At 62.2% G+C, this 26,629-nt stretch carries 18 protein-coding genes; 14 read left to right on the plus strand and 4 right to left on the minus strand.

What is annotated here, in order from left to right; genetic code table 11:
* The first annotated feature begins 86 nt into the window (after window positions 1–86).
* The 9 genes from PSUM_RS04255 (at window position 87) to PSUM_RS04295 (ending at window position 13,955) form a co-directional block, all read left to right on the plus strand.
* A complete protein-coding gene (locus PSUM_RS04255) occupies window positions 87–1,172 on the plus strand; it encodes a WD40/YVTN/BNR-like repeat-containing protein (protein ID WP_020799129.1) in 1,086 nt (361 codons plus the stop codon).
* The gene (locus PSUM_RS04260; RefSeq protein ID WP_020799128.1) at window positions 1,172–3,664 is read left to right on the plus strand and encodes an efflux RND transporter permease subunit; all 2,493 of its coding nucleotides are present in this window, start codon (window positions 1,172–1,174) and stop codon (window positions 3,662–3,664) included. The genes PSUM_RS04255 and PSUM_RS04260 overlap by 1 nt, the downstream gene beginning before the upstream one ends.
* A gap of 25 nt (window positions 3,665–3,689) precedes the next feature.
* Window positions 3,690–4,838 (plus strand): acyl-CoA dehydrogenase family protein, encoded by a 1,149-nt coding sequence (locus PSUM_RS04265; RefSeq protein ID WP_083349061.1) that lies wholly within the window; start codon window positions 3,690–3,692, stop codon window positions 4,836–4,838.
* A 120-nt stretch (window positions 4,839–4,958) separates the two neighbouring features.
* Window positions 4,959–6,104, plus strand: a complete 1,146-nt coding sequence (locus PSUM_RS04270) for an acyl-CoA dehydrogenase family protein (RefSeq protein ID WP_083349062.1) — start codon at window positions 4,959–4,961, stop codon at window positions 6,102–6,104.
* Window positions 6,105–6,171: 67 nt separating this feature from the next.
* The gene (locus PSUM_RS04275; protein WP_020799125.1) at window positions 6,172–8,142 is read left to right on the plus strand and encodes an alkyl/aryl-sulfatase; all 1,971 of its coding nucleotides are present in this window, start codon (window positions 6,172–6,174) and stop codon (window positions 8,140–8,142) included.
* Between the two features lie 252 nt (window positions 8,143–8,394).
* The gene (locus PSUM_RS04280; RefSeq protein ID WP_083349063.1) at window positions 8,395–9,825 is read left to right on the plus strand and encodes a hypothetical protein; all 1,431 of its coding nucleotides are present in this window, start codon (window positions 8,395–8,397) and stop codon (window positions 9,823–9,825) included.
* Window positions 9,826–9,828: 3 nt separating this feature from the next.
* Entirely contained in the window at window positions 9,829–11,286 is a 1,458-nt protein-coding gene (locus tag PSUM_RS04285; RefSeq protein ID WP_020799123.1) for an acyl-CoA reductase, read from the plus strand.
* Between the two features lie 144 nt (window positions 11,287–11,430).
* Window positions 11,431–12,492 (plus strand): NAD(P)-dependent alcohol dehydrogenase, encoded by a 1,062-nt coding sequence (locus PSUM_RS04290; protein WP_020799122.1) that lies wholly within the window; start codon window positions 11,431–11,433, stop codon window positions 12,490–12,492.
* Between the two features lie 110 nt (window positions 12,493–12,602).
* Window positions 12,603–13,955 carry a DUF1214 domain-containing protein gene (locus tag PSUM_RS04295; protein WP_231989914.1) on the plus strand — a complete coding sequence of 451 codons (1,353 nt, stop codon included), beginning with the start codon at window positions 12,603–12,605 and terminating at the stop codon, window positions 13,953–13,955.
* 279 nt (window positions 13,956–14,234) lie between these two features.
* On the opposite strand, the gene PSUM_RS04300 is transcribed toward PSUM_RS04295, so the two are convergent.
* The 4 genes from PSUM_RS04300 to PSUM_RS04315 all read right to left on the minus strand — a co-directional run bounded on the left by PSUM_RS04300 (window position 14,235) and on the right by PSUM_RS04315 (window position 19,069).
* Entirely contained in the window at window positions 14,235–15,806 is a 1,572-nt protein-coding gene (locus tag PSUM_RS04300) for an AMP-binding protein (RefSeq protein WP_141195478.1), read from the minus strand.
* Window positions 15,807–15,891: 85 nt separating this feature from the next.
* Window positions 15,892–16,812: an SDR family NAD(P)-dependent oxidoreductase gene (locus PSUM_RS04305; protein ID WP_042955605.1), complete on the minus strand. Its 921-nt coding sequence runs from the start codon at window positions 16,810–16,812 to the stop codon at window positions 15,892–15,894.
* Window positions 16,813–16,899: 87 nt separating this feature from the next.
* A complete protein-coding gene (locus PSUM_RS04310; protein ID WP_020799117.1) occupies window positions 16,900–18,144 on the minus strand; it encodes a thiolase family protein in 1,245 nt (414 codons plus the stop codon).
* Between the two features lie 151 nt (window positions 18,145–18,295).
* Complete coding sequence (locus PSUM_RS04315) at window positions 18,296–19,069, minus strand: enoyl-CoA hydratase/isomerase family protein (RefSeq protein WP_020799116.1); 774 nt, start codon at window positions 19,067–19,069, stop codon at window positions 18,296–18,298.
* 164 nt (window positions 19,070–19,233) lie between these two features.
* Between PSUM_RS04315 and PSUM_RS04320 the strand changes: the two genes are divergently transcribed.
* The 5 genes from PSUM_RS04320 to PSUM_RS04340 all read left to right on the plus strand — a co-directional run bounded on the left by PSUM_RS04320 (window position 19,234) and on the right by PSUM_RS04340 (window position 26,617).
* Window positions 19,234–21,945, plus strand: a complete 2,712-nt coding sequence (locus PSUM_RS04320; protein WP_020799115.1) for a winged helix-turn-helix domain-containing protein — start codon at window positions 19,234–19,236, stop codon at window positions 21,943–21,945.
* 114 nt (window positions 21,946–22,059) lie between these two features.
* Window positions 22,060–23,205 carry an acyl-CoA dehydrogenase family protein gene (locus PSUM_RS04325; protein WP_042955607.1) on the plus strand — a complete coding sequence of 382 codons (1,146 nt, stop codon included), beginning with the start codon at window positions 22,060–22,062 and terminating at the stop codon, window positions 23,203–23,205.
* A gap of 83 nt (window positions 23,206–23,288) precedes the next feature.
* Window positions 23,289–24,089, plus strand: coding sequence for an enoyl-CoA hydratase/isomerase family protein (locus PSUM_RS04330; protein ID WP_020799113.1), 801 nt, complete (start codon window positions 23,289–23,291; stop codon window positions 24,087–24,089).
* A 130-nt stretch (window positions 24,090–24,219) separates the two neighbouring features.
* On the plus strand, window positions 24,220–25,407 hold the full coding sequence (locus tag PSUM_RS04335; protein WP_020799112.1) for a lipid-transfer protein: 1,188 nt from the start codon (window positions 24,220–24,222) through the stop codon (window positions 25,405–25,407).
* Between the two features lie 13 nt (window positions 25,408–25,420).
* The gene (locus PSUM_RS04340; protein WP_083349065.1) at window positions 25,421–26,617 is read left to right on the plus strand and encodes an acyl-CoA dehydrogenase family protein; all 1,197 of its coding nucleotides are present in this window, start codon (window positions 25,421–25,423) and stop codon (window positions 26,615–26,617) included.
* Window positions 26,618–26,629: the final 12 nt, after the last annotated feature.

A 26,629-nucleotide genomic window follows, 5' to 3' on the forward strand; every position in this document is an offset into this window, starting at 1 on the left:
TAATCGCAAGTCCGCCCACGGCGGTCCCGCCGCGGACCGCCGTTGGTGCAATGCGCGCCCGCGCGCAACTGATGTGAGGTGACAACGTGTTCAAACAACTCTTGCGACCACCGCTGCTGATCCTGACCACGCTTCTGGCGGTGCCGGCGTTCGCCCAGTCGGGCTTTGTCTCGCCCCTCGACACGCCTGCGTTGCAAAGCGCCAAGGCGATCCAGGCACCCATCAACGCGTTGGCCAGGGCCGCAGGAAGGCTGATCGCGGCCGGCCAGCGCGGCCATATTCTTTTTTCAGACAACGCCACCGACTGGGTCCAGGCCCAGGTGCCGGTCAGCTCGGACCTGACGGCACTGGCGTTTCCCACTGCCATCCAGGGCTGGGCCGTTGGCCACGAAGGTGTTGTGTTGCACAGCAGCGACTCGGGAAAAACCTGGACCAAACAGCTCGACGGTCAGCAGATCGCCGCGATCCTGCTCAAGCAATACGGCAACCCCGCCAACCCGGATGATCCCCAGGCGCAGCGCTTGCAACAGGATGCGCAATTGTTCGCCACCCAGGGCGCCGACAAACCGCTGCTGGACGTGTGGTTTGCCGATGAACGCACCGGGTTCGTCACCGGCGCGTTCAATTTGATCCTGCGTACCGAGGATGGTGGCCAGACCTGGACCGCCTGGCAGGACCGAATCGACAACCCGCGCAGCATGCACCTGTATGGCCTGCGCCCGGCAGCCGGCACGCTGTTCATGGTCGCCGAACAAGGCCTGGTGCTGAAACTGGACCGCGCCAGCCAGCGTTTCGTCAAGGTCGAACTGCCCTATGAGGGCACGTTGTTCGGCCTGCTCGGCGACGACCGTCTGGTGCTGGTCTACGGCCTGCGCGGCAATGCCTTGCGCAGTCTCGATGGCGGGGCAAGCTGGAGCACGGTCGACACCGGCATCAAGGAGGGCATCACCAGCGGCCTGATCGCCGAAGACGGCTCGATCCTGCTGGCCAGCCAAACCGGCCAATTGCTGCGCTCCACCGACCGCGGGGCAACGTTCAGCCGAGTCCCACTGGACCACGTGGCACCCAACTTCGCACTGGCACCCGCCGCCAACGGGGCCGTCGCCCTGGCGGGACTGGGTGGCGTGCGCGTGCAAAGCCTGCAACAGAACAAGCAAGTCGGAGAGCTGTGATGGGTATCCACAACGCCAGCGACAACCTGCAGTCCATCAGCAACATTGCTGATTTCAATCACCAGTCAGGCAGTCGTCTGGAGCGGTTGATCTTCAACCATCGGCTGCTGGTCATCCTGCTTTGCAGCGTGGTCACGGTCATCCTCGGCTGGGATTCGTCGCGCCTGACGCTCAATGCCGCGTTTGAGAAAACCATCCCGCTGAACCAGCCGTACATTCGTAACTTCCTGGAAAACCGCGACGAGCTCAAGGGCCTGGGCAATGCCGTGCGGGTGGTGGTGGAGAACCGCAAGGGCGATATTTTCGATCCCGCGTACCTGCAGGCACTCAAGCAAATCAACGATGAGCTGTTCCTGACGCCGGGTGTCGACCGGGCTAACGTCAAGTCCCTGTGGATGCCGGTGGTGCGCTGGAACGAGGTCACCGAAGAGGGCTTCGCCGGGGGACCGGTGATGCCAGACAACTACACCGGCTCCCAGGCCAGTACCGACGCCTTGCGCCAGAACATCGGCCGGGCGCAGTTGCTGGGTAATCTGGTGGGGACCGATTTCCGTTCCAGCATGATTTTCGTGCCGCTGCTGGACAAAGACATCAATACCGGCCAGCCGCTGGATTATTGGGAATTGTCCAAGCGCCTGGAGGGCATCCGCGCGCAGTTCTCCGGTACCCAGGGCAGCGCTGACCTGGACATCCGCATTGTCGGTTTCTCCAAGGTCGTGGGCGATCTGCTCGACGGCTTGCAGCAGATGATCCTGTACTTCGCCGTGGCGGCGGTGATCGCCGCGCTGATCATTTTTGCCTGGACCCGTTGTGTGCGCAGCACCGTGCTGGTGCTGGGCTGTTCCTGCATCGCCGTGTTGTGGCAGCTCGGCCTGATTGCCCGCCTGGGTTACGCGCTGGACCCTTATTCGATTCTCGTGCCGTTCCTGGTGTTCGCCATTGGCGTGTCCCATGGCGCGCAGAAAATGAACGGGATCATGCAGGACGTGGCCCGTGGCACCCATCGGCTGGTCGCCGCCCGCTACACGTTCCGCCGCCTGTTCCTGGCCGGGGTCACGGCGCTGGTGGCCGACGCCGTGGGCTTTGGCGTGTTGATATTGATCGACATCCCGGTGATCCAGGACCTGGCGATCACCGCGTCCATCGGCGTTGCCCTGCTGGTGTTCACCAACCTGATTCTGCTGCCGGTGATGCTGTCCTACACCGGCGTCAGTCCCAAGGCTGCGGCGCGTAGCCTGCGCAAAGAACAGCGTGAAACGAGCGGGGCCTGGCGTCTGCTGGAGCGTTTCACCGAGCGCCGCTGGGCCACGGCATTGCTGCTGGGCTCGGCGTTGCTGACGGTGGCGGGCTTTGTCGTCAGCACCCATCTGCAAATCGGCGATCTGGATGCCGGGGCTTCGGAACTGCGACCCAACTCGCGCTACAACCTGGACAACGCCTATATCAACAGCAAGTACTCGCTGTCTTCCGACCAGTTCGCGGTCATCGTCAAGACCAAGGCCGAGGGCTGCCTGGAATACCAGACACTGGTCGATGCCGACCGCCTGGGCTGGGTCCTGCAGCAAGTGCCGGGGGTGCAAAGCACGGTGTCCTTGGCCGATGCGGTGCGCAAGATCACGGCGGGTTCCTACGAGGGCAGTCCCAAGTGGATGTCGATCTCGCCCAACCAGGACGTACTCAACTATGCGGCGCGGACCGCGAGCACCAGCAATCCGGAACTGTTCAACAACGACTGTTCGGTGATGCCGGTGGTGGCCTACCTCTCCGATCATAAGGCGCAGACACTCGATCAAGTGGTGCAGGCCGCGCAAGCCTTTGCCAGCGCGCACAGCACGCCGGACCGCCAGTTCCTGCTGGCCGCCGGCAGCGCCGGGATCGAAGCGGCCACCAACATCGTGGTCAAGAAGGCCAACCTGACCATGTTGATGTACGTGTACGCGGCGGTCATCGTGCTGTGCTTCATCACCTTTCGCAGCTGGCGCGCGGTGGTGGTGGCCGTGGTACCGCTGGTGATCACTTCGATTCTGTGCGAAGCGCTGATGGTGCTGCTGGGCATGGGCGTAAAGGTCGCGACCCTGCCGGTGATCGCACTCGGGGTGGGCATCGGCGTCGACTACGCCCTGTATCTGCTGAGCATCCAGCTGGCCCGTCAACGTGCAGGCGACACCTTGGCCCAGGCCTACCGACATGCCTTGCGGTTCACTGGCAAAGTCGTGGCGCTGGTGGGCGTGACCCTGGCCGCGGGGGTGATCACCTGGGCGTTCTCACCCATCAAGTTCCAGGCCGACATGGGCATCCTGCTGACCTTCATGTTCCTGTGGAACATGCTCGGCGCCCTGGCCCTGATCCCGGCGCTGTCGCACTTCCTGCTCAGGAACGAGCATGTCTGCGGTTCGCCGACGGTCACCCCGGCAACCACAGACACATCCACCGTCATTGCATCCAAGGTCCGGACTGTACAGCGTGTACAGGCCGATCCGAACCCTGTCTGACCCCCTGAATTCATAAGGAATCACCATGAGCGATACAAACGCAGCGTTCCTCGGCGAACAGGAACTCATGATCCGCGATTCGGCGCGCAAGGTTGCCGCCGAAGTGGTTGCCCCCACGGCTGCCGAACGTGATCGCAGTGCCGCCTGGCCTCGCAATGAGCTGCAAGCCGTTGCCGAACTGGGCTTCCTCGGCATGCTGATCCCTGAAGAGTACGGCGGTGCCGGTGCCAGCTTCGTCGAGTACTGCCTGGCCATCGAGGAGTTCGCCGCCGCTGACACCGGCTTCGCCACCCTGATTCACGTCCATAACTCAGTGGGCCTGACCGTGGCGCGACTGGGTAACGAACAACAGAAGCGCAAATACCTGCCGGACCTGGCCAGCGGTAAACGCATCGGTGCCTTTTTGCTCAGCGAGCCGCACGCCGGCTCCGACACGGCAGCGTTCCGCACTCAGGCACGGCGCGAAGGCGAGCACTACGTCATCAATGGCAGCAAGCAATTCATCTCCAACGGCAACGAAGCGGGCCTGGGCCTGGTGCTGGCGGTCACTGACAAGGCTGCCGGCAAGAAGGGCAGCAGCCTGCTGATGGTCGACCCGCAGGAAAGTCCCGGTTACGTCGTGGCTCGCGTCGAGCACAAGATGGGCCAGCGCTCGGCCCATGTCGCGCAAATCCAGCTGGACCAATGCCGGGTACCGGTGGCCAACCTGCTGGGCGAAGAAGGCGCTGGCTATCGCAACGTGATGGGGTCGTTGTCGGAAGGACGGGTGGCGATTGCCGCTGTCGCCACCGGCACCGCTCGCGCTGCGCTGGACTCGGCGGTGGGCTATGCCAAGGAACGCGAAGCCTACGGCGAGCCGATCATCAAACTGCAAGGGGTGGCGTTCGACCTTGCCGACATGGCCGCGCAAGTGGATGTCGCCCACCACTACATGGTTCATGCCGCGCGATTGTGTGAAGCACACGTGCCCTGCGCCAAGGAAGCCTCGGTGGCCAAGCTGTTCGCCAGCGAAATGGCGGAGAAGGTGTGCTCCGACGCGCTGCAGATCCATGGAGGCTATGGCTACCTCAATGATTTCCCGGTGGAGCGTTACTGCCGGGACGTACGGGTGACCAAAATCTATGAAGGCACCAGCCATATCCAGAAATTGATCATCGCGCGCAGCCTGGCCTGACATGTGTGCAGCCCCCCTCTACTTGGAGGGGGTGACCGGACAGCTATCGGGCATAACCTGTTGTTCAAAGCGGGCTCGAATACGCCGGTGGATTCGCGACGATTGGCAGGGAACCAGACCATGCAGATACAGAACTCGACCGATGCACAGCGTCATGCAGTGGACAGCTTCCGTATCTTCCTTGCGACGGAGGTGGCGCCGGTCGCCAGTGCGTTCCGGGGTGGGCCGATTCCCCGGGAGAGAATGCGCGAAATCGCCCAGGGCATCGCCGAATTCGGCCTGCCCGGCGCCAGTATTGCGCCGCACCTGGGTGGCATGGGTTTATCGGTGGTCACCGAAGCCATGCTTCTTGCAGAGTTGTGCGTGGTTTCCAGCGAAATCGCCCACTGCGTCATCGTCAACATGCTCGTCGCCAGCGTCCTGGTCGAATTGCCTGAAGCGCAGCAACCGCTGCGCGAACGCTACCTGCCGGACTTGCTCGCCGGTCGCCGCTTCGGCGGCTATTACCTGCATCAGGCCGATGCTCAGGCAACGCTAGCCGAAGGGGGCGTCAACGCCTGGACCACGGCGCACGGTTGGGTCATCAATGGTGCCCACGAGCGGGTGTGCAACGGCCATTACTCGGACATCCTCATTACCGGGATGCTGACCGAGGAGGGCGTGTCATGTCATGTGCTGGTGGACCGTGAGCAGCAGGGTTACTCCTCGCGCATCATCGACAGATCGACACCGACCGGCACGTTCAATACCCGGGTGTCCTTCAACAATGTGCGCGTGCCGGCCGGCCATACGATCTGGCAAGAACAGGAAGGCCAGGCCGGGCTGCTGGAAAAGATCGACGCCGGCGCAGCCTTGCTGTCGATCGGCCTGGCCCGGTCGGTTCTGGAGGCGTGCATCAACAACGCGCGAAATCCTGACGATTGCGGCAGGGCGGCGGCATCGCAGCCGTTGGTGGCACTCAGGATTGCCGAGATGGCGACCCGAATCGAAGCGGCGAAACTCATGTGCTTTCAGGCCTATTCGCTGATCGATAACGACACTCCCTGCCAGATTCAGGCGTGCATGGCTCGCTGGCTGGCCAGTGAAACGCTGCTCAAGGCTTGCCAGGACGCGCTGCAGCTGCCCGGTGGCAAGGGGGTGAGCGCCGCATTGGACCTTGAGCGCATGGTGCGAGAGTCCATCGTGCTACCGGCGCCCAACGGCCTGACCGACCGGCAAAAATTGTCCATCGCCAAGGCGCTCACGGGCATCAGTACCGCGGGCTGACGGCTGTATTGACGGCGGCCACCCCGGCACGCCTGACTTATCACTCTGAACCATTCAAGGATTTTGTATGCGCTATTGCCTTGTTGCACTGTCTGTTGCCTTCGCCCTGTCCAGCAGCTTGTCATGGGCCGAGGACGCCCCGATCACGCCCGCAAAAGCTGCCAGCCCGACAACGGCAGCTGTCAACCAGGCGGTGCTCAAACAATTGCCGTTTCAGGATCGCGCCGACTATGAAGCCGCGCGGCGCGGGTTGGTCGCCGCCTTTGAGGGCGAAATCAAGGATGCCAATGGCAAGACCGTGTGGAATTCCCACCAGTACGACTTCCTCAAGCAAGAGCAGGCCCCGGACACGGTGAACCCCAGCCTGTGGCGTTTGGCGCAGCTCAATGCCAATGCCGGCTTGTTCCAGGTCACCGACAGAATCTACCAGGTGCGTGGTATCGACCTGGCTAACATGACCATCATCGAAGGTGACGATGGCCTGATCATCATCGACCCGCTCTACGTCACCGAAACCGCGAAGGCCGGCCTTGAAATGTACTACCGCAATCGCCCGCGCAAACCGGTGGTGGCGGTGATCTATAGCCACAGCCATGTCGATCATTTCGGCGGTGTGCGTGGGGTGGTCGACGAGGCAGACGTCAAGGCCGGCAAGGTTCGCATCTATGCGCCAGGCGGTTTCATGGAACACGCCATCCAGGAAAACGTCCTGGCGGGTACCGCGATGTTTCGTCGCGGCATGTTCCAGAGTGGCGGCGCGGTGGCCGGTAGCGAGCGGGGGCAGGTGGATTCGGGGATAGGCAAAGGTGTGCCGGTGGGCGGCACGATCAGCCTGATCGCACCGAGCGACCTGATCGTAAAACCGGAGGAAACCCACGATATTTCCGGTGTGCAGGTGGTATTCCAACTCACCCCGGGAACCGAGGCCCCCTCGGAGATGAACCTGTACCTGCCGCAAATGCAGGCGCTCTGTATTTCCGAGAACGCCGTGCGCTCGATGCACAACCTGCTCACGCCCCGTGGTGCCGAAGTGCGTGACGGTAAAGCCTGGGCGCATTTTCTCGACGACGCGCTGGTGCGCTATGGCGACAAGGCACAAGTGATGTTCGCTCAACACAACTGGCCGACCTGGGGCGGGGACAATATCCGCAACATGCTGGCCGATGAGCGTGACATGTACGCCTTTATCAACAACCGGACCCTGAACTTGCTCAACCAGGGCATGAATCCGCTGGAAATTGCCGACGCGGTGAAGAAGTTGCCCGGCGACCTCGATCAGAAATGGTATGCCAGGGGCTACTACGGCACGCTGAGTTTCAACACCCGCGCGGTGTACCAGCGCTATCTGGGCTTCTACGACGGCAATCCGTCGACGCTTGACCCACTGCCTCCGGTCGAAGCCGGCAAACACTACGTGCAAGCCATGGGCGGTGCTGACAAGGTATTGGCGCAGATGCGCGCGGCAATGGACAGCGGCGATTACCGCTGGGCAGCCCAGTTGGGCAATCATCTGGTGTTCGCCGAGCCCGAGAACAAGGCGGCACGCGAAGCCCAGGCCGATGCGCTGGAGCAATTGGGTTACCGCAGCGAATCGGCGATCTGGCGCAACATGTACCTCACCGGCGTGCAAGAGTTGCGTCAGATCAAGCCGCAGCAGGGCGCCCGTGCCACGGCCGACCTGATCCGGGCGGCGACGCCAACCATGTTCATGGACCTGCTGGCCGTGCGCATGGATTCGGACAAAGCCCAAGGCCACGACATGACCCTGAACTGGAACTTCGATGATCTTGACCAGCATTTTGCCTTGACCCTGCGCAATGGAGTGCTGACCTACCGCGAACAGGCCAGCCATGCCAAGGCCGATGTGTCGGTCACGATGAGCAAGGCCGTGCTGGACCGGATCAGCCTGCGCCAGCTCGACTTCCCGACGGCGCTCAAACAGGGGGATATCAAGCTTGCAGGGGACGCAGACCGTTTCAAGGCGATGCTCGGCATGCTGACCAGCTTCCAGCCAATGTTCAACGTCGTGACGCCCTGAGCGGTGGCACGTTGAGGCTCGTTGGTTGACGCACAGGCCATGCGCTGCTGACCAGGGAGGACCCGGAACAACACGGCGCATGGTTCATAAAAATAGAAAAAAACCCATATAAAACAGAGTGTTGAGGTGACTTTACCAATACCGGAATACGGAAATGATTTTGCCTGGCGCGCCCTTAAACTGGGTCCGCCATCAAGGCCGTTACGCATCGACGGCCAAGGCACGACCCCGTGAATCCCCGGAGACAGTCCCGTGACAAGAACAATAGAAGAACAGGTCGATCTGCTGCTGAGCGATCCGGCGGCCCTGGTCGGGCATAGCCTGCAAAACTGGAAGCAAATGCCTGCCGAACAGATCAATGCGCTGCAGCTGGCCGGGCTGAAACGGCGTTTCGGCGAAATGCGCGACCGTATCGCGGTGTTGAAGAAACTGGCGGACGCCGAGGGCATCGAGCGAATCGAACAACTGGACGACGTGGTGCCCCTGCTGTTCGAGCACACCCTGTTCAAGTCCTACCCGCCATCGCTACTGGAAAAAAACAACTTCGCCGCGATCAACAAATGGTTGGGCAAGCTGGTGGTTCCGGAACTGGCCGAGAAGATTGCCGCCGTCGACGTCACTGCGTGCAAAGGACTGGACGACTGGTTCGAAACCATGGACAGCGCCATCCCCGAGCTGTGCCTGAGCCATACGTCGGGCACTTCCGGGACGCTGTCGTTTTTGCCTTGCAGTGCCCGTGAGTTCGAAAAAGCTTCCCAGGTGCGCAAACTCTACGCCTGGAACATGACCGGCGCGGACACACCAGACCCGGACCTGCACACGGCGTATCCGTACTACCGCAAAGGCTACCTCAGCCACCTGCGCGGCATGGGCTCGCTGGTGCGGGTACTGCTGCCCGATCTCTCACACTTCCACCCGGCCTATCCCTCGACCCTGTCCAGCGACGTACTGCGCCTGGGCGCCAGGCTGCGGGCCGCCCACGCCAATGGCACGCTGGATCGCCTGGTGGTGGCGCCTGAGCTGCTGGCCAAGAAAAAAGCCTTCGACCAGCAGCAGGCCGAGATGCCGCAGCACCTGGCGGCCTTTTTCGATGACATCGCGACCCGTCTCAAGGGCAAGCGCGTGTACATCGGCGGTACCTGGAACCTGCTGCACAACATGGCCCTGGCTGGCCTGGAGCGTGGCCTGGAAGGGGTGTTCCATCCCGATTCCTACATCATCACCACCGGCGGCGCCAAAGGCGTGGTGCCGCCCGAGAACTGGCGCGAAGACGTGATGCGCTTCCTGGGGGTGAAGACGCTGAACGAGTCCTATGCCATGTCGGAGGTGGTCAGTGGTTCGCACCTCAAATGCGAACAGGGCAACTACCACTTCTCGCACACCGCGATTCCCTTCCTGCTCGACCCCGAAACCAGCAAGCCGCTGCCGCGCCACGGCCGCCAGACCGGGCGCGCGGCGTTCTTCGACCTTGGCGCTGATATCCACTGGGGCGGCTTCATCACGGGCGACGAAGTCACCATCGAGTGGGATCAACCCTGCACCTGCGGGCGCCATAGCCGCTACGTGGTTGGGGCGATCCAGCGCTACAGCGAAAAGAACGGCGGCGACGACAAGATCACCTGCGCCGCATCCGAGCAGTCCCATCGCGAAGCGATGGATTTCCTCAACACCCTGGAAGGCTGAGCCATGTCCCATCCCATTGCTCCGATGATCATTCGTGGTCAAGTCATCACCGATAACCTGATCGAAGTGGGCGGTCGCGGCGGCGACCTGAGTTTTCTCACCCCCGACGCCAGCAAGTACATCGACCAGTTGCCCCTGGGCAATCCGGCGAAGCTCGCCGACCTGTACCGCTTGAGTTTCGACGACATTCTCGATTACGCCGTCGAACTCGGCGCGCGCCTGGACCTGGACAAGAACCAGTACCTGCAGGAAGCCTGTGAACTGTCGTTCCTCACGGCGCCGACCACCCCGACCATCGTCAAGGGCTCCTACATGGGCCTCAAGCACTTGCTGTCCCGTGAGTTCATCACCGAGATGGCAGAAAGCACGGTGGGTATCAAATACCTGGAAGGCTGGGTCCCGCAGACACTGCTCGACGGCACCGAACTGGAAGTGCGCTGCTTTGGCGCCCGGACCTTGCACATCGTCGCCGGCAACGCAGTGTCCCTGTCGTTGTGGACCATCATCCGCAACATGGTGCTGCGCAGCGACGCGATCATCAAGGCGCCGTCCAACGACCCGTTCACGGCGCTGGCCATCGCCCGCACCATGGTCGACATGGCGCCGGATCATCCGCTGACCAAACACCTTTCGGTGGCTTACTGGAAGGGCGGCGACGAGGCGTTCGAGCAGCGCCTTTACCAACCGCAGAACCTGGAAAAAATCGTCGCCTGGGGCGGTTTCGCCTCGATGAAGCACGTGACCAAATACATCCAGCCCGGCCTTGAACTGATTTCCCTGGACCCCAAGCGCAGCGCCAGCATCATTGGCCAGGAGGCCTTCTACAACGAAGAGAACATGCGCGAAGCGGCGGTGCGCCTGGCGGCCGACATCGGTGCAATCAACCAGAAGGGCTGTGTCTGCGCGCGTGTGGTGTATGTGCAGAGCGGCACGGACGAGCAGGGCCTGGAGCGGCTCAACACCTTTGGCCAGTATGTCTATGAAGCCATGCTGGGCTTGCCCAATACCCTGAGCACCGCGCCCAAGCGTTACGACCAGGGCCTAAAGGCCCACGTCGACGCGCTGCGCCTGGATGACGAGTGGTACAAGGTCATCGGTGGCAAGGAAGGCGAGGGCGCGATTATCTGCTCGCAATTGCCGGAACCGGTGTCCTTCGCCGCCAGCCTCGATGACCGGACCGCCAACCTGGTGCCGGTCGACGACTTGAGCGAAATGATGGCGGCGGTTGACGCCTACACCCAAACCGTCGGCGTCTATCCCGAAAGCATCAAGGATCAACTCAAGGATGTGCTGCCGCTGTATGGCGCTCAACGCATCGTTTCCCTGGGCTACGCCGCTGCCATGAAGTTTGCCGCGCCCCAGGATTCCATCGAGCCGATGCGTCGCATGGGCAAGTGGATTTCCAACCAGATCGCCGCACCAGAAACCAGTGCCGCGCCCTGGTTACGGCCTTCGATCTGACACCATTCCCTGTAGGAGCGAGCCTGCTCGCGAAAAACGTCCAGGCAACGCGGGCATTCAGACACCCCGCGTCATCGATAGCGACCATCGCGAGCATGCTCGCTCCTACAGGGGAGCGCTCATTCAATCTGTGGAGAAATGAACATGACCACCTGCATCGGCTATGGCGTCCATGAAGCCAACGCTCCCCTCGAACCCCTGCGCTTCGAACGCCGTGAGCTGCGCGCCGACGATGTCGCCATCGATATCGACTACTGCGGCGTCTGCCATTCCGACCTGCATTACGTGCATAACGACTGGAAAAGCACGCGGTTTCCCTGTGTGCCGGGCCATGAAATCGTCGGTCGGGTCACTGCCGTGGGGCCTGCTGTCAATCGTTATCGTCCCGGTGATCGGGTGGCTGTCGGTTGCATGGTCGACAGCTGCCAGCAATGTGCGGCCTGCGAGCAACATCAGGAGCCGCATTGCACCCAGGGCATGACACCCACCTATAACGGCCTGGACCGCATCAGCGGCGAGGTGACCCGCGGCGGTTACGCCCAACACATCGTGGTACGCGAGCGTTTCGTGTTGCGGGTACCGCCGGCGCTGGATCCGCGCTTCACCGGTCCGTTGCTGTGTGCCGGCATCACTGTCTGGACGCCGATGCGCGAGCATGACGTCAAGACCGGTACGCGCCTGGCGGTCATCGGGCTGGGCGGACTGGGCCACATGGCGGTCAAGCTCGGCGTTGCGTTGGGCGCCGAGGTCACCGTGATCACCACTTCACCCGGCAAGGCCGAGGACGCCCTGGCGCTTGGCGCGCATCATGTACTGTTGTCGTCCGACCCGCAGGCCATGAAAACCGCCGCCAGCAGCTTCGACCTGATTCTGGACACCATCCCGCGCGGCCACAACGTCAACCCTTACCTGATGCTGCTGGGCCGCAATGGCAAACTTGTGCTGGTTGGCGCCCTGGAACCGCTGGAGCCGATTCACGGTGCATTGCTGGCGATCAACAACCGTTCGATAACCGGCGCGTTGATCGGTGGACTGGAGCAGACCCAGGAGTTGCTGGACTTCTGCGCCGAGCATCAAGTGCTGCCAAGTTGCGAAATGATCGACATCCAGGACATCAACCAGGCGTTCACCCGCATGCAGAACAATGACGTGAAGTATCGATTCGTGATCGACATGGCGTCGCTCAAGGATGTCGACGTGGCCTGACAACGGTTCTCCCCCTCGGCTAGCATCCTCATACCTCCCTTAACGAGAGGGGCGGTATGGGGCTGGCAGAGGCATAACGGTTCGTTCATGGACCACGATGGAGAACAACAATGTCCGTTAGATCGCACCTTATGCGCTGCAGTGGCGCTTTTGCCGCTTCCGTCCTCGCGTTGGCCATCCAGGCCGGAGCAGCCTGCGCAGACGAAGCACCTCCCGCCTCGCCACCTGCCTTCACCGATCAACAAGTCAGCGATGCCTATATCTACCTGCTCGGGCGCTTGCTGGTCATGCGCCAGCAGCAGCTGGACTTTCAGGACGGCATGACCTGGAACCAGTTGGTGCACCGTAAACCCGGTGCGGTTGACTGGCCCAATCCCAATCTCGACGTCGCCTATTCGGAAGCCTGGATCGCCGTCGATGAACGCAGTTGTACCCAGGTAAGCGTGCCGAAGGTCACCAATCGCTATTACACGGTGCAATTTCTCAATGGCTGGGGGGAAACCCTGGCCAACATAAATGAACGTGTGTTCGCCGACCATCCGTATGGTGAGTTCGCGGTGTGCCTCAGAGGTGCAAAAGTGGATCTGCCGGCCAATACCCGGCGAATCGACCTGCCCGTACGCACGGCCCGGGTGCTGTCGCGGGTCGAGTTGGGGGCCGATCGGCAGGTGGCCGAGCAACTGCAGCATCAGTTCACAATGCGCGCGACGGGCTCGCCAGAGCTGCCGTCGACACCGCACGGGCCGGTATTCGAGCTGTACAGGTTGCCGACGGTGGAGGCCTTCGATGCCGCTGCGGCGGCACTTGAGGAGCCCGATCTCAATCCAGGCATGCAGACGCTGCAAGCGCAAGTGCGTGCCATTGCCGAACAGATCAAGCAACCTGGCGAACGTGCGCGCATCGACCAGCAAATCAAGACCCGTACCTTTGCGGCCCTTGCCAGCGCAGCGGCCACCATCGGTCCGGGTACCGTGCACAACGGTTGGGTGCGCCCGGCTGTTTCCGGGGCTTATGGCGAGGATTACCTGACCCGGACGCTGATCGATCTGGGCGGCATCTGGGCCAACACCAGCGCGGAGGTCAACTATTACCGTGGCGCGCGGGATGCTGATGGTCAGGTCCTTGATGGCGGGAAAAGCTACTCGCTGACATTCCCGCGTGAACAATTGCCTTCCGGGTTCGCACGGTACTTCTGGTCCGTCACGGCCACTAACAGCAAAACCTTCCGGGTGTTGCCCAACGCGCTTGACCGCTTTTTGCTGAACAACCAATCCGACCTTCACTACAACGCCGATGGCTCCCTCACGCTGTATTTCGGACCGCAATTGCCCCAGGGCGCGGCCGAAAACAATTGGCTGCCGACGGTGGCAGGCGAGCCGTTCCGACTGATGCTGCGCTACTACGGCGGCAAGGGCCCGGTGGCCAGCGGCGAATACTTCCCCCCGGCGCTGGTGCGGCTATGAGGCGCTGACCTGCAGGAGCGGGCTTGCCCTCAACCATAGAATCTCCCACAGGTTGAACGCGGTCCTTGTGGGAGCGGGCTTGCCCGCGATGGTCGTTAACGATAATACGGGCTGCCTGGACGAACGCGTTTTCGCGAGCAGGCTTGCTCCCACAACGGCCGGGCCCGCCAACCCAGGCCAGCCTGACGAAAAAAAGCCCTGATGTCCCCAGCCTGACCAAGGGCGGTAGGAGACATCAGGGCGAAAACGAAGGGGTAAACGTTCAGAACAAACAGAGGTTCAGGACACGCAACGCGCCTTGTCTTTCCAGTACTTTTCACGCACCTGACGGCGCAGCACCTTGCCCACCACACTGAGCGGCAGGGCCTCGACGAACTGGATGGACTTGGGCGCCTTGAAGCGGCCCAGGCGACCCTTGACGTGTTCGATCAGCGCGTCGACCGACACGACCTGGCCATTCTTGAGGATCACTTCGGCGTGCACCGCCTCACCCCATTCCTCATGGGGAATGCCCACGACGGCCGAGTTCAGCACCGCGGGGTGAGCATTGAGCGCCGCTTCCACCTCGATGGCATACACGTTGAAACCACCGGTGATGATCATGTCCTTCTTGCGGTCGACCAGGTACAGGAAACCCTCCTGATCGATGTAGCCCAGGTCGCCGGATTTCCAGTAACCATTGTGGAACTCCTGCGCGGTGCCTTGCGGGTTGTTGAAGTAACCCGAAATGGTGCCCCGGGACCGCACCCACAGCTCACCCGTGGTGCCCAGCGGAACTTCCTGGCCATTGTCATCGACGATCAGGATCTCGGCGCCGACGGCGATGCGCCCGGCCGAGGACAGCTGCTTCTCGTTCTGGGTCAAGTGGTCGGCCTTGCCCAGCAACGCTACGGCGTGCAAACACTCAGTGGCGCCATAAATCTGCATGAAAATATTGCCGAAGCGCTCCTGGGCCTGGCGCAGTTTCGCCGGGCTCATTGGTGCGGCCCCATAGGCCATGGTCTGCAGTGAGGACAGGTCAAACTCGCGCGCCTCGGGCAATTCCAGCAGGCGATAGATCATGGTTGGCACGAGCAGGGTCATGGTGACCTTTTCCGCTTCGATATTGCGGCACAGGCGAGCCAGGTCCGGGATGTTCTGGGTCAGGGTGCAGCCGCCGCGAAACAGCGTCGGCAGCAGGCCCAGCCCGGAGCCGTGGCTGATCGGCGCCATGTGCAGGAAGCGGGTATCCGGCTGATAGGGTTGCTCGGCTTCCAGATACATCGAATCGCGCAGCGCCATCCAGTTTTCGATGGTGTAGGCAACACACTTGCTCTGGCCGGTGGTGCCCCCGGTGAAGCGATAGACCAGGGTGTCCTTTTGTGTGTCGTTGTCGACGCCCGGATTGTGATCCGGCACGCCTTCGAGCAGGTCCCAGAAGTACAGCAACCCGTCACGCGGGTGTTCGGGAGGATCCATGCAGACGACGGTGATGCCTTGATCGTGAAGCGCATCAAAGTAACGATCGATCAACGCGTTTTCGATGAACACCACTTTTGGGCGCAGGAACTCTATTTGCCAGCGGTGCTCCTCGAACGCGTCGCGATAGTTCGCGTAGGCCGCGGCGGCGTCGCCCTTGAGCGCCGTCCAGGCATGGAACAGCGAGATGTTGTCGTTTTCCAGGATGCAGAGGTAGACATCCCCGCGGCACAGCCCAAGTCGCCCACGCAACATGTTGACGATGCGATTGGTCAGCGAATGGAATTCACGGAAGTTGTAGCGGCGATTGCGCTCGATGTTGACCAGGGCTTCCCGATCGCCGAACCGCACGGCCAGGTTACCGACCGTGTGTGCGAAGTTCATTATTGTCATTATTCATTCTCCGTCCGGGCGTGTGGCTGCACGCCCGTTGCGATCATCGTCGCGAGTTTAACCCGGGGCATGGCCCCGGGAATACTCAGGCCTGTTGAGCCTTGATAGCCGCCATGGCCGTGTCAATGAAAACCTTGACCTGCTGGTTGGCGTCGAAGCGTTCGACGGCAGTGCCCCAGTCGGTGATACGCGCGATGTTCGCCTCGATGGCTTCGGGTGTCAGGTCTTCGTTGCCGATGAATACCGGAGTGGTCTCTTCCATGCGCACGGCCGAGAACACACCGGCGCCGGCACCCAGGATCAGCTTGGTCGGTGCGTTTTCGCTGACCAGGAACAGCGCGCCCGGGGTTACCTGCTCAGGTCGGCTGGCCGCCAGCAGTTCGGCCGGCATTACGTCTTCGGTCATGCGCGTGGCCGCCATCGGCGCCAGGGTGTTGACCAGGATGTTGTTCTTGCGACCTTCGATGGCGAGCATGTTCATCAGGCCCACTACCGCCATCTTCGCCGCGCCGTAGTTGGCCTGGCCGAAGTTGCCGAACAGGCCGGCGGCAGAAGTGGTCATCAGCACGCGACCGTAGTTTTGCTCGCGCATCAGGTCCCACACTGCCTTGGTGCAATTGATCGAGCCCATCAGGTGAACATTGATCACCGCATGGATATCGGCCATTTCCATCTTGGCGAACGACTTGTCGCGCAGGATCCCGGCGTTGTTGATCAGGATGTCGACGCGACCGAAGGCTTCGACCGTTTGCTTGACCATGGCCTGGACTTGTTCGTAGTCGGCCACGTTAGCGCCGTTGGCAATGGCAACACCGCCGGCCTGGCGGATTTCCTCGACCACGGCCAGGGCCGCATCGGACGAACTGCCGGAACCGTCACGGCTACCGCCGAAATCATTGATCACAACCTTCGCGCCGCGCGCAGCCAGGTTCAACGCATGAACGCGCCCAAGGCCATTGCCGGCGCCGGTGACGATAGCGACGCGATCATCAAAACGAATGGTCATCATGTTTTCCTCTGGTGAAATAATAGTAGGTGGAGTGCGGCGCAGGAAATGCGTGGTTTCCTCGAAGACGCCGACCTCCATAAACGATCAGGCGCGGCCGAAAATGCCGACGTGCTCGGTGGACTCTTCGACGCGCCACAGGCCGCCGCCGTTGCCTTGCAAGGCGATACGCGCGCCTTCGACCTGACGCGGACCGCAGTTGCCGCGCAGTTGCTCGACCAGTTCAAAGATCTGGCCGATGCCGGTGGCACCAATCGGATGCCCCTTGGATTCCAGGCCGCCAGACGGGTTGACCGGCAACCGGCCGCCCAGGGCGCTGTCGCCATTTTCCGCCATCACACCGCTCATGCCCGGCTCGCACAGGCCCAGGGCCTCGATCGCCAGCAGTTCGCCGACGGCGGTGGCGTCATGCACTTCAGCCACATCGACATCTTGCGGGCTGATGCCGGCCTGCTCGAAGGCCGCCTTGCCGGCCAGGTGGGTGCATCCCTTGTCGAAGTCGTCGGCGGCACGGGCCGAGGCCGAGCGCACCACGCTGGCCAGGACCTTGATGGCCCGGTTCCTGTTGAAGCCGTATTTCTTCATGGCCGATTCAGTGCACAGGATCGCGGCAGCCGCGCCGTCGGAAATCGGCGAGCACATCGGCAGGGTGATCGGGTAGGTGATCGGCGGGGCGGCGAGGATTTCCTCGATGCTCATGGCATTACGGTACTGGGAGCGCTCGTTGTGCACTGAGTGGCCGTGGTTCTTCGAGGATACGGCGGCCAGTTGACGCTGGGTAATGCCGTAGCGCTCCATCAGGCCGCCACGGCCCAGGGCGGCGTAGACGTCCATGAACGGGCTGTAGGGTTTTTCGGATTGCGAACCGGCAGGCGGCACGATGCCCTTGCCCATGCTCGCCAGGTAGTTCTTGTTTTCCTCGAAGGTTTCGATGTCCCAGGCAGACTCGAAGGCCGAGAACATCTTCGATTTGTCGCTGTAGAACATCTTTTCGGCGCCTACTGCCAATGCCACTTCGGCAGCGCCGGCCTGCAACTGGGTCACGGCCAGGTTAAAGGCATGGCTCGACGAGGCGCAGGCCCCTTCGATGTTGAAGATCGGGATGCCGTCCAGGCCCAGCGGCAGCAGCGCCACTTGTCCACGGATCATGTGCTGGCCATCGAAGTGGCCCTGGGTGCAGTTGCCGAAGAAACCGACCTGAATCCACTTTCGGTCGCAGTCGGCATCTTTAAGGGCGTCTTCCACTGCCCAGGCGGTCAGTTGCTTGATGGTCTTGTCGGTGTGACGGCCGAAGGCGGTCATGCCGACGCCGACGATGTATACGTTTTCCATCGTTACCTCGAATAGTCAGAAAAGGCAGGCGCAGGCCTCTGTAGGAGCGGGCATGCTCGCAATGGAGGTCATCGATCACGCGGGCTGTCTGTTTGCCCGCGCTGGCATGACGTTTTTCGCGAGCATGCTCGCTCCTGCAGGGGAGGCGTAATCAGTAACCCTTGAAATCAGGTTTGCGTTTCTCGGCGAAGGCGCGCACGCCTTCGGCCATGTCGTAGGAGCGCTGGTGGTCGCGCAGTTCCAGCAGCTCCTGGCGCAATGCATCGGCGCGGGATTTGTCGCCGGCTTCGTCGGCGACTTTCTTCATCTTGCGCAGCACCAGCGGGCTTTTCCCGGCGAGCTTGTCGCCCAGGGCCTGGACGCGTTCGACCAGTTCGCCGTCGGCCACCACTTCGCTGACCAGGCCATAGTTCTTCATGTCCTGGGCGGGCAGGGCGTCACCGGTGAACAACATGTACTTGGCAACGTTCTCGGGGATCTTGCGTGGCAATACCGCGGCACCGCCGCCGCCCGGGAACACACCGAAGTTTGAATGGGCATCACCAAAACGTGCGCTTTGCGCGGCGATTACCAGGTCGCAGCACAATACGGCTTCCAGGCCACCGGCCAGGGCGAGCCCGTTGACCGCGGCAATCACCGGTTTGGGGAATGCGCGCAGCGCGTCGAAGAAGGTGACGATGGTGTCCAGCAGGTCTTTTTCGCCGGGCTGCGGGGTTCCGCCAGCCTTGAGGTCGGCGCCGGCGCAAAACGCCGCACCGGTGGCGGTCAGGGCGATCACCCGCACCTGATCGTCGTGTTCCCAGGCGTTCAGGCGGGCGGTCATGGCCTCCAGCATTTCACGGTTGAGGGCATTCATGGCTTTTGGACGGGTCAGGGTGATCCAGCCCACCTGGCCCTTGATGTCAAAAGAAACGGACTCGCTCATCTCCAATCCTCGATCTCATGCAATTGACGTTTCTGTCTGGATTGAAAATTACGCGACTCCCGAGAGCGCTATCCCCCCCCCTTGCGGACGGGGCGAGCGCCGCTTCGTCTGTTGCAGGATAGGCGTCACATCCAGGCAACATGCCAAGGGCGGAGAAGTCAATAATGCAGACAAATGTCATCAACGCCGGCGATCTACTGGTCGCCACCAAGTTCGCGCCGCCGCGCCTGAGCGCCCGGCACATTCCCCGTGCACACCTGCTGAACCGCTTGCGCGAATCGCAACACTGCAGTGCAACCCTGATTACTGGCGGCGCCGGGTTCGGTAAAACCATTTTGCTCGCCCAATGGCGCCTGGAACTGATGAAGGCCGGGCTGGACGTGGCCTGGGTATCGTTCAGCCTCGATGACCGCCAGTTCGCCAGCTTCCTGTCCTATCTGCTGGCCGCCTTGCAACGCCTGGGCATTGCAATGGATCAGGACTGGCTCAACAGCGACGGCAGCGAACAGTCGATCAACGCCTTGATCGCCCTGATCACCCACGCCGTACAAGACCTCGAAAGAGAGTTGCACCTGCTGCTCGACGATTTTCAACACGTCGAATCACCGAGCGCGCACCGCTTGATGCAGAAATTGCTCGATCATTGCCCAGGCAACCTGCACATCACCATTGCCTCGAGGACCACGCCGCCACTGAGCCTGGGCCGCTTGCGCATGCAAGGGCATGTCGCCGAGATCGACACCGTCGAATTGCCGTTCGATGTCGATGAAACCCAGGCATTCTTCAAGCAAAACCTCAGCGTTTTGCCACTCACCGCCGACGAGGAACGCCTGATCCATGACCTGACCAGCGGCTGGCCGGCCAGCCTGCAGCCCATCGCCACCATGCTGCGGGTGCGGCCAACGCGGCGTTCGCAACTGCGTTCGATCCTGCGCAACTCGGCGGACCTGCAGGCTTACCTGACCGAGGACGTGGTGGCCTGCCTGCCGCCGCAGCTGCTGGAATTCATGGAAAAGGTCTCGATCCTGCGGCGCTTCAACGCTGAGGTCGGCGAATTTGTCAGTGGCTGTCCCCATGCGCAGGACATGATCAAGCGCGCCGAGGATGAGAATCTGCTGATCCAGCGCATCGAATCAGACGACAGTACGCCCTGGTATCGCTTCCATCCTCTGTTCGGCGAGTTTCTCAACCAGCGCCTGGCGGCCCGTGGCGAGGTGGTGGTGCAGGCGCTTCATCGGCACGCCAGCCAGTGGTTTGCCGAGCATGATTATCTGGTGGAGGCGGTGCGCCACGCCAATCTGGGCGGCGATCGCGATTACGCGGTCAAGGCCATGGAGCAAGCGGCGTCCAGTATCTGGAGCATGGCCTACACCAGCCCGATGCTGCATTTGCTCGAACGCCTGCCCCAGGACACGCTGTTCGCTCATCCGCAACTGTTCATCATGGGCTGCCTGACCTATGCCTTCACCGCCCGGCCGGAAAAAGCCGAGCGCTGGGTGGAGCAGATCCGCCGCAGCGAAGCCTCACGCAACCCCGCGATCTCCTCGAAACTGGTGCTGGCCGACGCCGCGATTGCCCTGACACTGGATCAGCCGCTACGGGTCATCGGCCTGCTGGAACCGACCTTGCAGACGCCATTGGAAAACCGCTCGTTGCGCTACATCAGTCTCTCGGGACTGGCCACTGCCTATTTGTCGGTGGGGCGTGTAGATGACGCGCGCAAGCTCCATGAGCAGCACCCGATAGACCTGCAGTATCGCGACAACGACATGGCCATGGTCTTCGAATCCACCCGGGCGCTGACCAGCCTGCGCGAAGGCAATGCACGCCAGGCGCAAAGCATCGGGGCCAGCGTGACCGAGCGTGCCGAGCAAGCCTATGGACGCGATTCGGTTTCCGCCAATCTGTGCGCCGCCACACTCTGCGACGCTTATTACGAACTGGACCAGCTGGACGAGGCGTTGCGGGTCCTGGCCAACCGCAGCGGGATCCTGCGCTCATCCATGCCCGAAGTGATGGGCCGGGCCTCACTGTGTCGTGCGCGCATCACCTTGCAGCGCGAATCGGCCCAGGCGGCCTTGAGTTTCCTCGAAACCCAGGGCGCGCACTTTCACGTGCTGGGCCTGGACCGGTTGCTGGCAATGATGCTGGCCGAGCAAGTCCGGGTGCTGATTGAGCAGGGTGAAAGTCGTCGCGCCGGCGAACTGGTGACGCGACTGGCTGCGCTGGAGGCGGCCCAGCGGCCAAATGCCGAAACCCGCGGGGAAATCAGTTGCCAGGTGGCGATGTCCAGGGTGCGACTGGCACTGGCCGGGCGTGACCCTGGCCTTGCGCTGGAACAGTTGCAGGCCGTCAGCGTCTATGCCGAGCAGTCGGCGCGGGGACGCACGCGGGTTCGCCTGCTTCTGCTCAGTGCCCTGGCGCACGACATGCTCGGCCAGCCAGAGCAGGCGTTGACGTACTTGCAACAGGCCATGCAAGCGAGTGCCCGGATGGGGTTAGTGCGCACACTGCTCGATGAAGGCCCGGCGGTGCTCGCATTGCTGAATCAATGGCAAGGCGAAATCGCCCGGGACATTTCTGTCGCCGAGTATCTGGACGCGCTGCTCAACCGCGAAAACTTGCACGAGGTACCCGTGCAGGTAGCCGTTGCCCCCAGGAAGATGAACGACGGGCCACGAGCCACCCTGACCCCACGTGAGCTGGAAATCCTCGGTTTGGTCGCCCAGGCGATGTCGAACAAGCGCATCGCCCTGACGCTCAACATCACCTTCGGCACCGTGAAGTGGAACGTGAAAAACATCCTCGCCAAGCTCGGTGTGTCGAGCCGCTACGCGGCGATCTCCCTGGCTCGCCAGCAAGGCCTGCTCAAGTAACCGGATGCGGGCGTCAGCCCGCGCACCCTCCCGAGACGGGAGGCGCATGCGATGTCGGCCACCGCGCATGCTCAGGTCAGCATCGATTACCCGACCCGGTACAAGAGGAAGACCATGAGTGATACATCCGCAGCATTCCTGAGTGAGCAGGAAATCATGATTCGCGACGCTGCCCGCAAGGTGGCGCAAGAAGTAGTGGGCGCCACCGCCGCCGAACGCGACCGCACGGGTGCCTGGCCCCATGCTGAGCTCAAGGCCGTGGCCGACCTGGGCTTCCTGGGCATGCAGATTCCCGAGGAGGCGGGCGGAGCGGGCATGTCCTTTCCGGAATACTGCCTGTGCATCGAGGAGTTTGCCGCCGCCGATGCCGGTTTTGCGACCATTTTGCATGTTCATAATGGTATGACCGACATGCTGCATCGCTTCGGCACCGAGTTGCAGAAGCAGAAATACCTAGCCGGGATGATTAGCGGCGAGCTGATTGCCGCCGGCCTGCTGACCGAACCCCAGGCCGGTTCCGACACCGCCGCGTTTCGCACCACGGCGCGCCGCGATGGCGACCATTACGTGCTCAACGGCAGCAAGCAGTTCATCTCCAATGGCAGCGAAGCAGGCATCGCCTTTGCCATCGCCGCCACCACCGAAACCACCGAAGGCCGCAAGGGCCCGAGCATGTTCATCATCGACCCGCGTGAGCCCGGTTACATCGTCACGCGCGTGGAAAGCAAGATGGGCCAGCGCTCGGCGCATGTAGCGGCCATTCAACTGGATAACTGCCGCGTGCCGGCCCATAACCTGCTGGCGGAGGAGGGCACCGCTTACAAACGCTTGATGGCGACCCTGTCCGAAGGCCGTATCGGCATCGCCGCCGTGGCCGTGGGCGCCGCCCGCGCCGCGCTGGAAGCGGCGGTGAAGTATGCCAACGAGCGTGAAGCCTACGGTGCGCCGATCATCAAGTTGCAAGGCGTGGCGTTCGACCTGGCGGACATGGCCACCCAGTTCGAAGTCGCCCAGCACTACATGCTGCACGCCTCGCGCCTGCACTACGCCGGCGTGCCCTGCGCCAAGGAAGCGTCCATCGCCAAGCTGTTCGCCAGCGAAATGGCCGAGAAAGTCTGCTCCGAAGCGCTGCAAATTCATGGCGGCTACGGCTACCTCAGCGATTTTCCGGTGGAGCGCTATTGCCGTGACGTGCGGGTGACCAAGATCTACGAGGGCACCAGCCACATCCAGAAGGTGATCATCGCCCGCAATTTGTAACGGGCGGCGTTCGTGTTCCTGACCATCGCACCCTGGGCACGGCCGGCATGCACCGGCCGGTGTCGCATCAGGAGGAGTTGAATGTGACTGACAGTGCAGTGCTGTACGAAAAAATCGGCAAGACAGCGTTGATCACCCTGAATCGTCCGCACAAACGCAACGCGTTCGAAGCAGCCATCAATGAAGCCTTGCCCGTAGCCCTGATGACGGCGCGGGACGATCGTTCGATTCGTTCCATCGTCCTGACTGGCGCTGGCGGGGCCTTTTGCTCGGGCTTTGACCTGGGTAGCCTGGAGGAGGGTGACGACCCCGCGTTTGCCGGACGCCAGCTGGTGCTGGGTTTTCATGAATGGTTCGCCAGCCTGGTCGACTTGGGCAAACCAGTGATCGCGGCAGTCGATGGCGCGGCCGTAGGGGCGGGGTTCTCGCTGGCGCTGGCCGCGGACTTCATGTTCGTTACGCCGCGTGCCCGGCTGCTGCCAACCTTCCTGAGCCTGGGGCTGGTGCCAGACCTGTCGATGCTGTACGTGCTGCCCAGGGTGGTGGGGTTGGCCAAGGCCAAGGAACTGATATTTTGCGCCCGGCCGCTCGATGCACAGCAGGCACTGGCGCTGGGCCTGGCCCAGGCGGTCATTGACCAGGAGCAGTTGCTGGACAGCGCCTTGCAGTTCGCTCGCCAGTTCGATGACGCACCGCCCGATGCGTTAGGATTGGCCAAGACCCTGCTCAACCGCTCGTTCGAGACCGACCGCCACGCGATGACCCAGTTCGAAGCCAGCGCCCAGTCATTGTGCGGGGCCAGTCGATACCATGTCGAAGCCGTGAACCGCTTCCTTGGCAAGCAAGGGTTGCCTTATCCCGGTGCGGTGCTGCCACAGCCATGAAGCCCCAAAGAGGGAGGGGCAACCGGCCATGGGGCCTGCCTATCCTTGAGACTCAAGACCTGCCGAGCGCCATTGCCCGGCGCAGAACGCCCAGGGCGCCGGCAGGGTTTTCAATACTGAGGAGTAAGACATGATGCAGAAAGTCGTCGTCGCGGGTGTAGGTATGATCCCCTTCGTCAAGCCTGGCCAGAGCGAGACCTATGCGGTCATGGGCGAGCAGGCCGTGCGGTTGGCACTGGCGGATGCCGGCGTAGGTTACGAGTCGGTCCAGCAGGCATATGCCAGCTACGTCTTCGGTGATTCCACCAGCGGCCAGCGTGTGCTGTATAACGTCGGCATGACCGGTATCCCGGTGATCAACGTCAACAACAATTGTGCCAGCGGCTCAACGGCGCTGTTCCTGGCCAACCAGGCGATCGCCAGCGGCATGGTGGATATCGTCCTGGCCTTCGGTTTCGAACAGATGGTGCCCGGTGCCATTCCCAGCTCCTTCCCGGACCGTCCGAGCCCGTTGGAGCCGTTCCTCGATCAGTGCGATGAAGCGATTCCCGGTGCGGCGCAGATTCCGGCAGCACTGCGTATCTTCGGCAGCGCGGGCGTGGAGCACATGAATCGTTTCGGCACGCCGCTGGAAACCTTCGCTAAAATTCGCGCCAAGGCCAGCCGTCACGCGGCGAACAATCCCAAAGCCGTATTCCGTAAAGTGGTGACTACCGAAGAGGTCATGGCCGATCAAGTGGTGTGGCCGGGCGTCATGACGCGCCTGATGGCCTGCCCGCCGACCTGCGGCGCCGCCGCGGTGGTGTTGTGCAGCGAATCCTATGCGAAAAAGCACGGCCTGGATCGCAGCGTATCGATTGCCGGTCAAGCCCTCACCACCGATGGCGCGGAGACATTCAAGTCGGGCGACATGCGTGATGTTGCCGGTTATTCGATGTCCCGCGCGGCGGCGCGCAAGGCTTACGAAATGGCCGGCATCGGTGTCGAGGACGTGCACGTCGTCGAGCTCCACGACTGTTTCGCCCAGAATGAGTTGCTGACTTACGAATCGTTGGGCCTGTGCCCGGAAGGTGGGGCGCAGAAGTTTGTCGACGATGGCGACAACACCTACGGCGGACGCTACGTGGTCAACCCGTCTGGCGGCCTGCTTTCCAAGGGCCATCCGATTGGCGCGACGGGCCTGGCGCAATGCACCGAGCTGGTTCAGCAACTGCGTGGTCGCGCGGAGCAGCGCCAGGTCGAGGGCGCACGCATTGCCTTGCAACACAACGTTGGCATCGGTGGCGCCTGCGTCGTCACCCTGTACCGCAAAGACTGACAGGGGAACCGCGATGGATTTTCAACCTGATGCCAGCCTCGAAGCATTCCGCGAGCAAGTGCGCGGCTTCCTTCGCGACCAGGTCCCGGCGGACCTGAAAGGGCAACAGCGCTGCACGCGCTCGCCGCGAGAGCAGATCACACGCTGGCAAAAGCTCCTCACCGAACGCGGCTGGGGTGCGCCTTACTGGCCCAAGGAGCACGGTGGCACAGGTTGGTCGGTGCCGCAGATCCTGGTGTTCGATGACGAGTGCAGCGCGGCGGGCACGCCCACCCTGGATGGCTTCGTGCACAAGATGCTTGGCCCGGTGCTCAATAGCTTCGCCACGCCTGAGCAAAAGGCCGAACACCTGCCTCCGGTGTTCAATGGCGAGCGCCTGTGGTGCCAGGGCTTTTCGGAGCCGGGCGCAGGTTCCGACCTGGCATCGCTGCGCACCCGTGCCGAGCGCGATGGCGACCATTATGTGGTCAATGGCCAGAAAATCTGGACCAGTTATGCCCATGACGCGGACTGGATCTTCCTGCTGGTGCGCACTAACATGGATGTGAAGAAGCAGGCCGGGATCAGCTTTTTGCTGGTGGACATGCGCACGCCCGGCATCACCGTGCGCCCGATCCGCAGCATCGATGATGCGCATCACTTGAATGAAACCTTTTTCGACAATGTACGGGTGCCGGTAGCCAACCTGATCGGTGGCGAAGGGCAGGGTTGGAACATCACCAAGTTTTTGCTCAACAACGAACATGCCACCGTTGCCGACCTGCCCGAGCTCAAGCGCTACATGCGCGAGCTGCGGCTGATCGGCAGCACGCTGCAAGTGGATGACCAGCCACTTTTCGAGCAGCCCGGGTTTGCCCTGAAGCTGGCACGCCTGGATGCCGAACTGCAGGCCATCGAAATGCTGGTGCAACGGGTGGCACGCCTGGAACAACAGCACAATCCGGCGTCGCACACCTTGGGCTCGATCCTCAAGATCCGCGCCACCGAACTGCAGCAGCGCATGACCGAAGCGCAAATTGAGGCGCTGGCTGACTACGGTGCGATTGCCTATCCGCATCCCCACGAGGCGGACCCGCAACAGCCGTTCCCGCAACAGGCACTGGCACGAGGCATCAGCCATGACATGTTCCTGCGCCGTGCCTCGACCATTTACGGCGGCACCAGTGAAGTGCAGCGGGGCATTATCGCCAAGATGCTGTTCCAACTCTGATATCAGGAAACC

It is taken from the genome of Pseudomonas umsongensis (assembly GCF_002236105.1).
GTDB lineage: Bacteria > Pseudomonadota > Gammaproteobacteria > Pseudomonadales > Pseudomonadaceae > Aquipseudomonas > Aquipseudomonas umsongensis.

Coding starts and splice junctions, on each gene's coding strand:
- PSUM_RS04320 (WP_020799115.1), top strand. CDS start 19,234: ATGCAGACAAATGTCATCAACGCCGGCGATCTACTGGTCGCCACCAAG.
- PSUM_RS04305 (WP_042955605.1), bottom strand. CDS start 16,812: ATGACCATTCGTTTTGATGATCGCGTCGCTATCGTCACCGGCGCCGGC.
- PSUM_RS04285 (WP_020799123.1), top strand. CDS start 9,829: ATGTCCCATCCCATTGCTCCGATGATCATTCGTGGTCAAGTCATCACC.
- PSUM_RS04300 (WP_141195478.1), bottom strand. CDS start 15,806: ATGACAATAATGAACTTCGCACACACGGTCGGTAACCTGGCCGTGCGG.
- PSUM_RS04340 (WP_083349065.1), top strand. CDS start 25,421: ATGGATTTTCAACCTGATGCCAGCCTCGAAGCATTCCGCGAGCAAGTG.
- PSUM_RS04260 (WP_020799128.1), top strand. CDS start 1,172: ATGGGTATCCACAACGCCAGCGACAACCTGCAGTCCATCAGCAACATT.
- PSUM_RS04290 (WP_020799122.1), top strand. CDS start 11,431: ATGACCACCTGCATCGGCTATGGCGTCCATGAAGCCAACGCTCCCCTC.
- PSUM_RS04265 (WP_083349061.1), top strand. CDS start 3,690: ATGAGCGATACAAACGCAGCGTTCCTCGGCGAACAGGAACTCATGATC.
- PSUM_RS04315 (WP_020799116.1), bottom strand. CDS start 19,069: ATGAGCGAGTCCGTTTCTTTTGACATCAAGGGCCAGGTGGGCTGGATC.
- PSUM_RS04325 (WP_042955607.1), top strand. CDS start 22,060: ATGAGTGATACATCCGCAGCATTCCTGAGTGAGCAGGAAATCATGATT.
- PSUM_RS04275 (WP_020799125.1), top strand. CDS start 6,172: ATGCGCTATTGCCTTGTTGCACTGTCTGTTGCCTTCGCCCTGTCCAGC.
- PSUM_RS04295 (WP_231989914.1), top strand. CDS start 12,603: ATGTCCGTTAGATCGCACCTTATGCGCTGCAGTGGCGCTTTTGCCGCT.
- PSUM_RS04310 (WP_020799117.1), bottom strand. CDS start 18,144: ATGGAAAACGTATACATCGTCGGCGTCGGCATGACCGCCTTCGGCCGT.
- PSUM_RS04270 (WP_083349062.1), top strand. CDS start 4,959: ATGCAGATACAGAACTCGACCGATGCACAGCGTCATGCAGTGGACAGC.
- PSUM_RS04335 (WP_020799112.1), top strand. CDS start 24,220: ATGATGCAGAAAGTCGTCGTCGCGGGTGTAGGTATGATCCCCTTCGTC.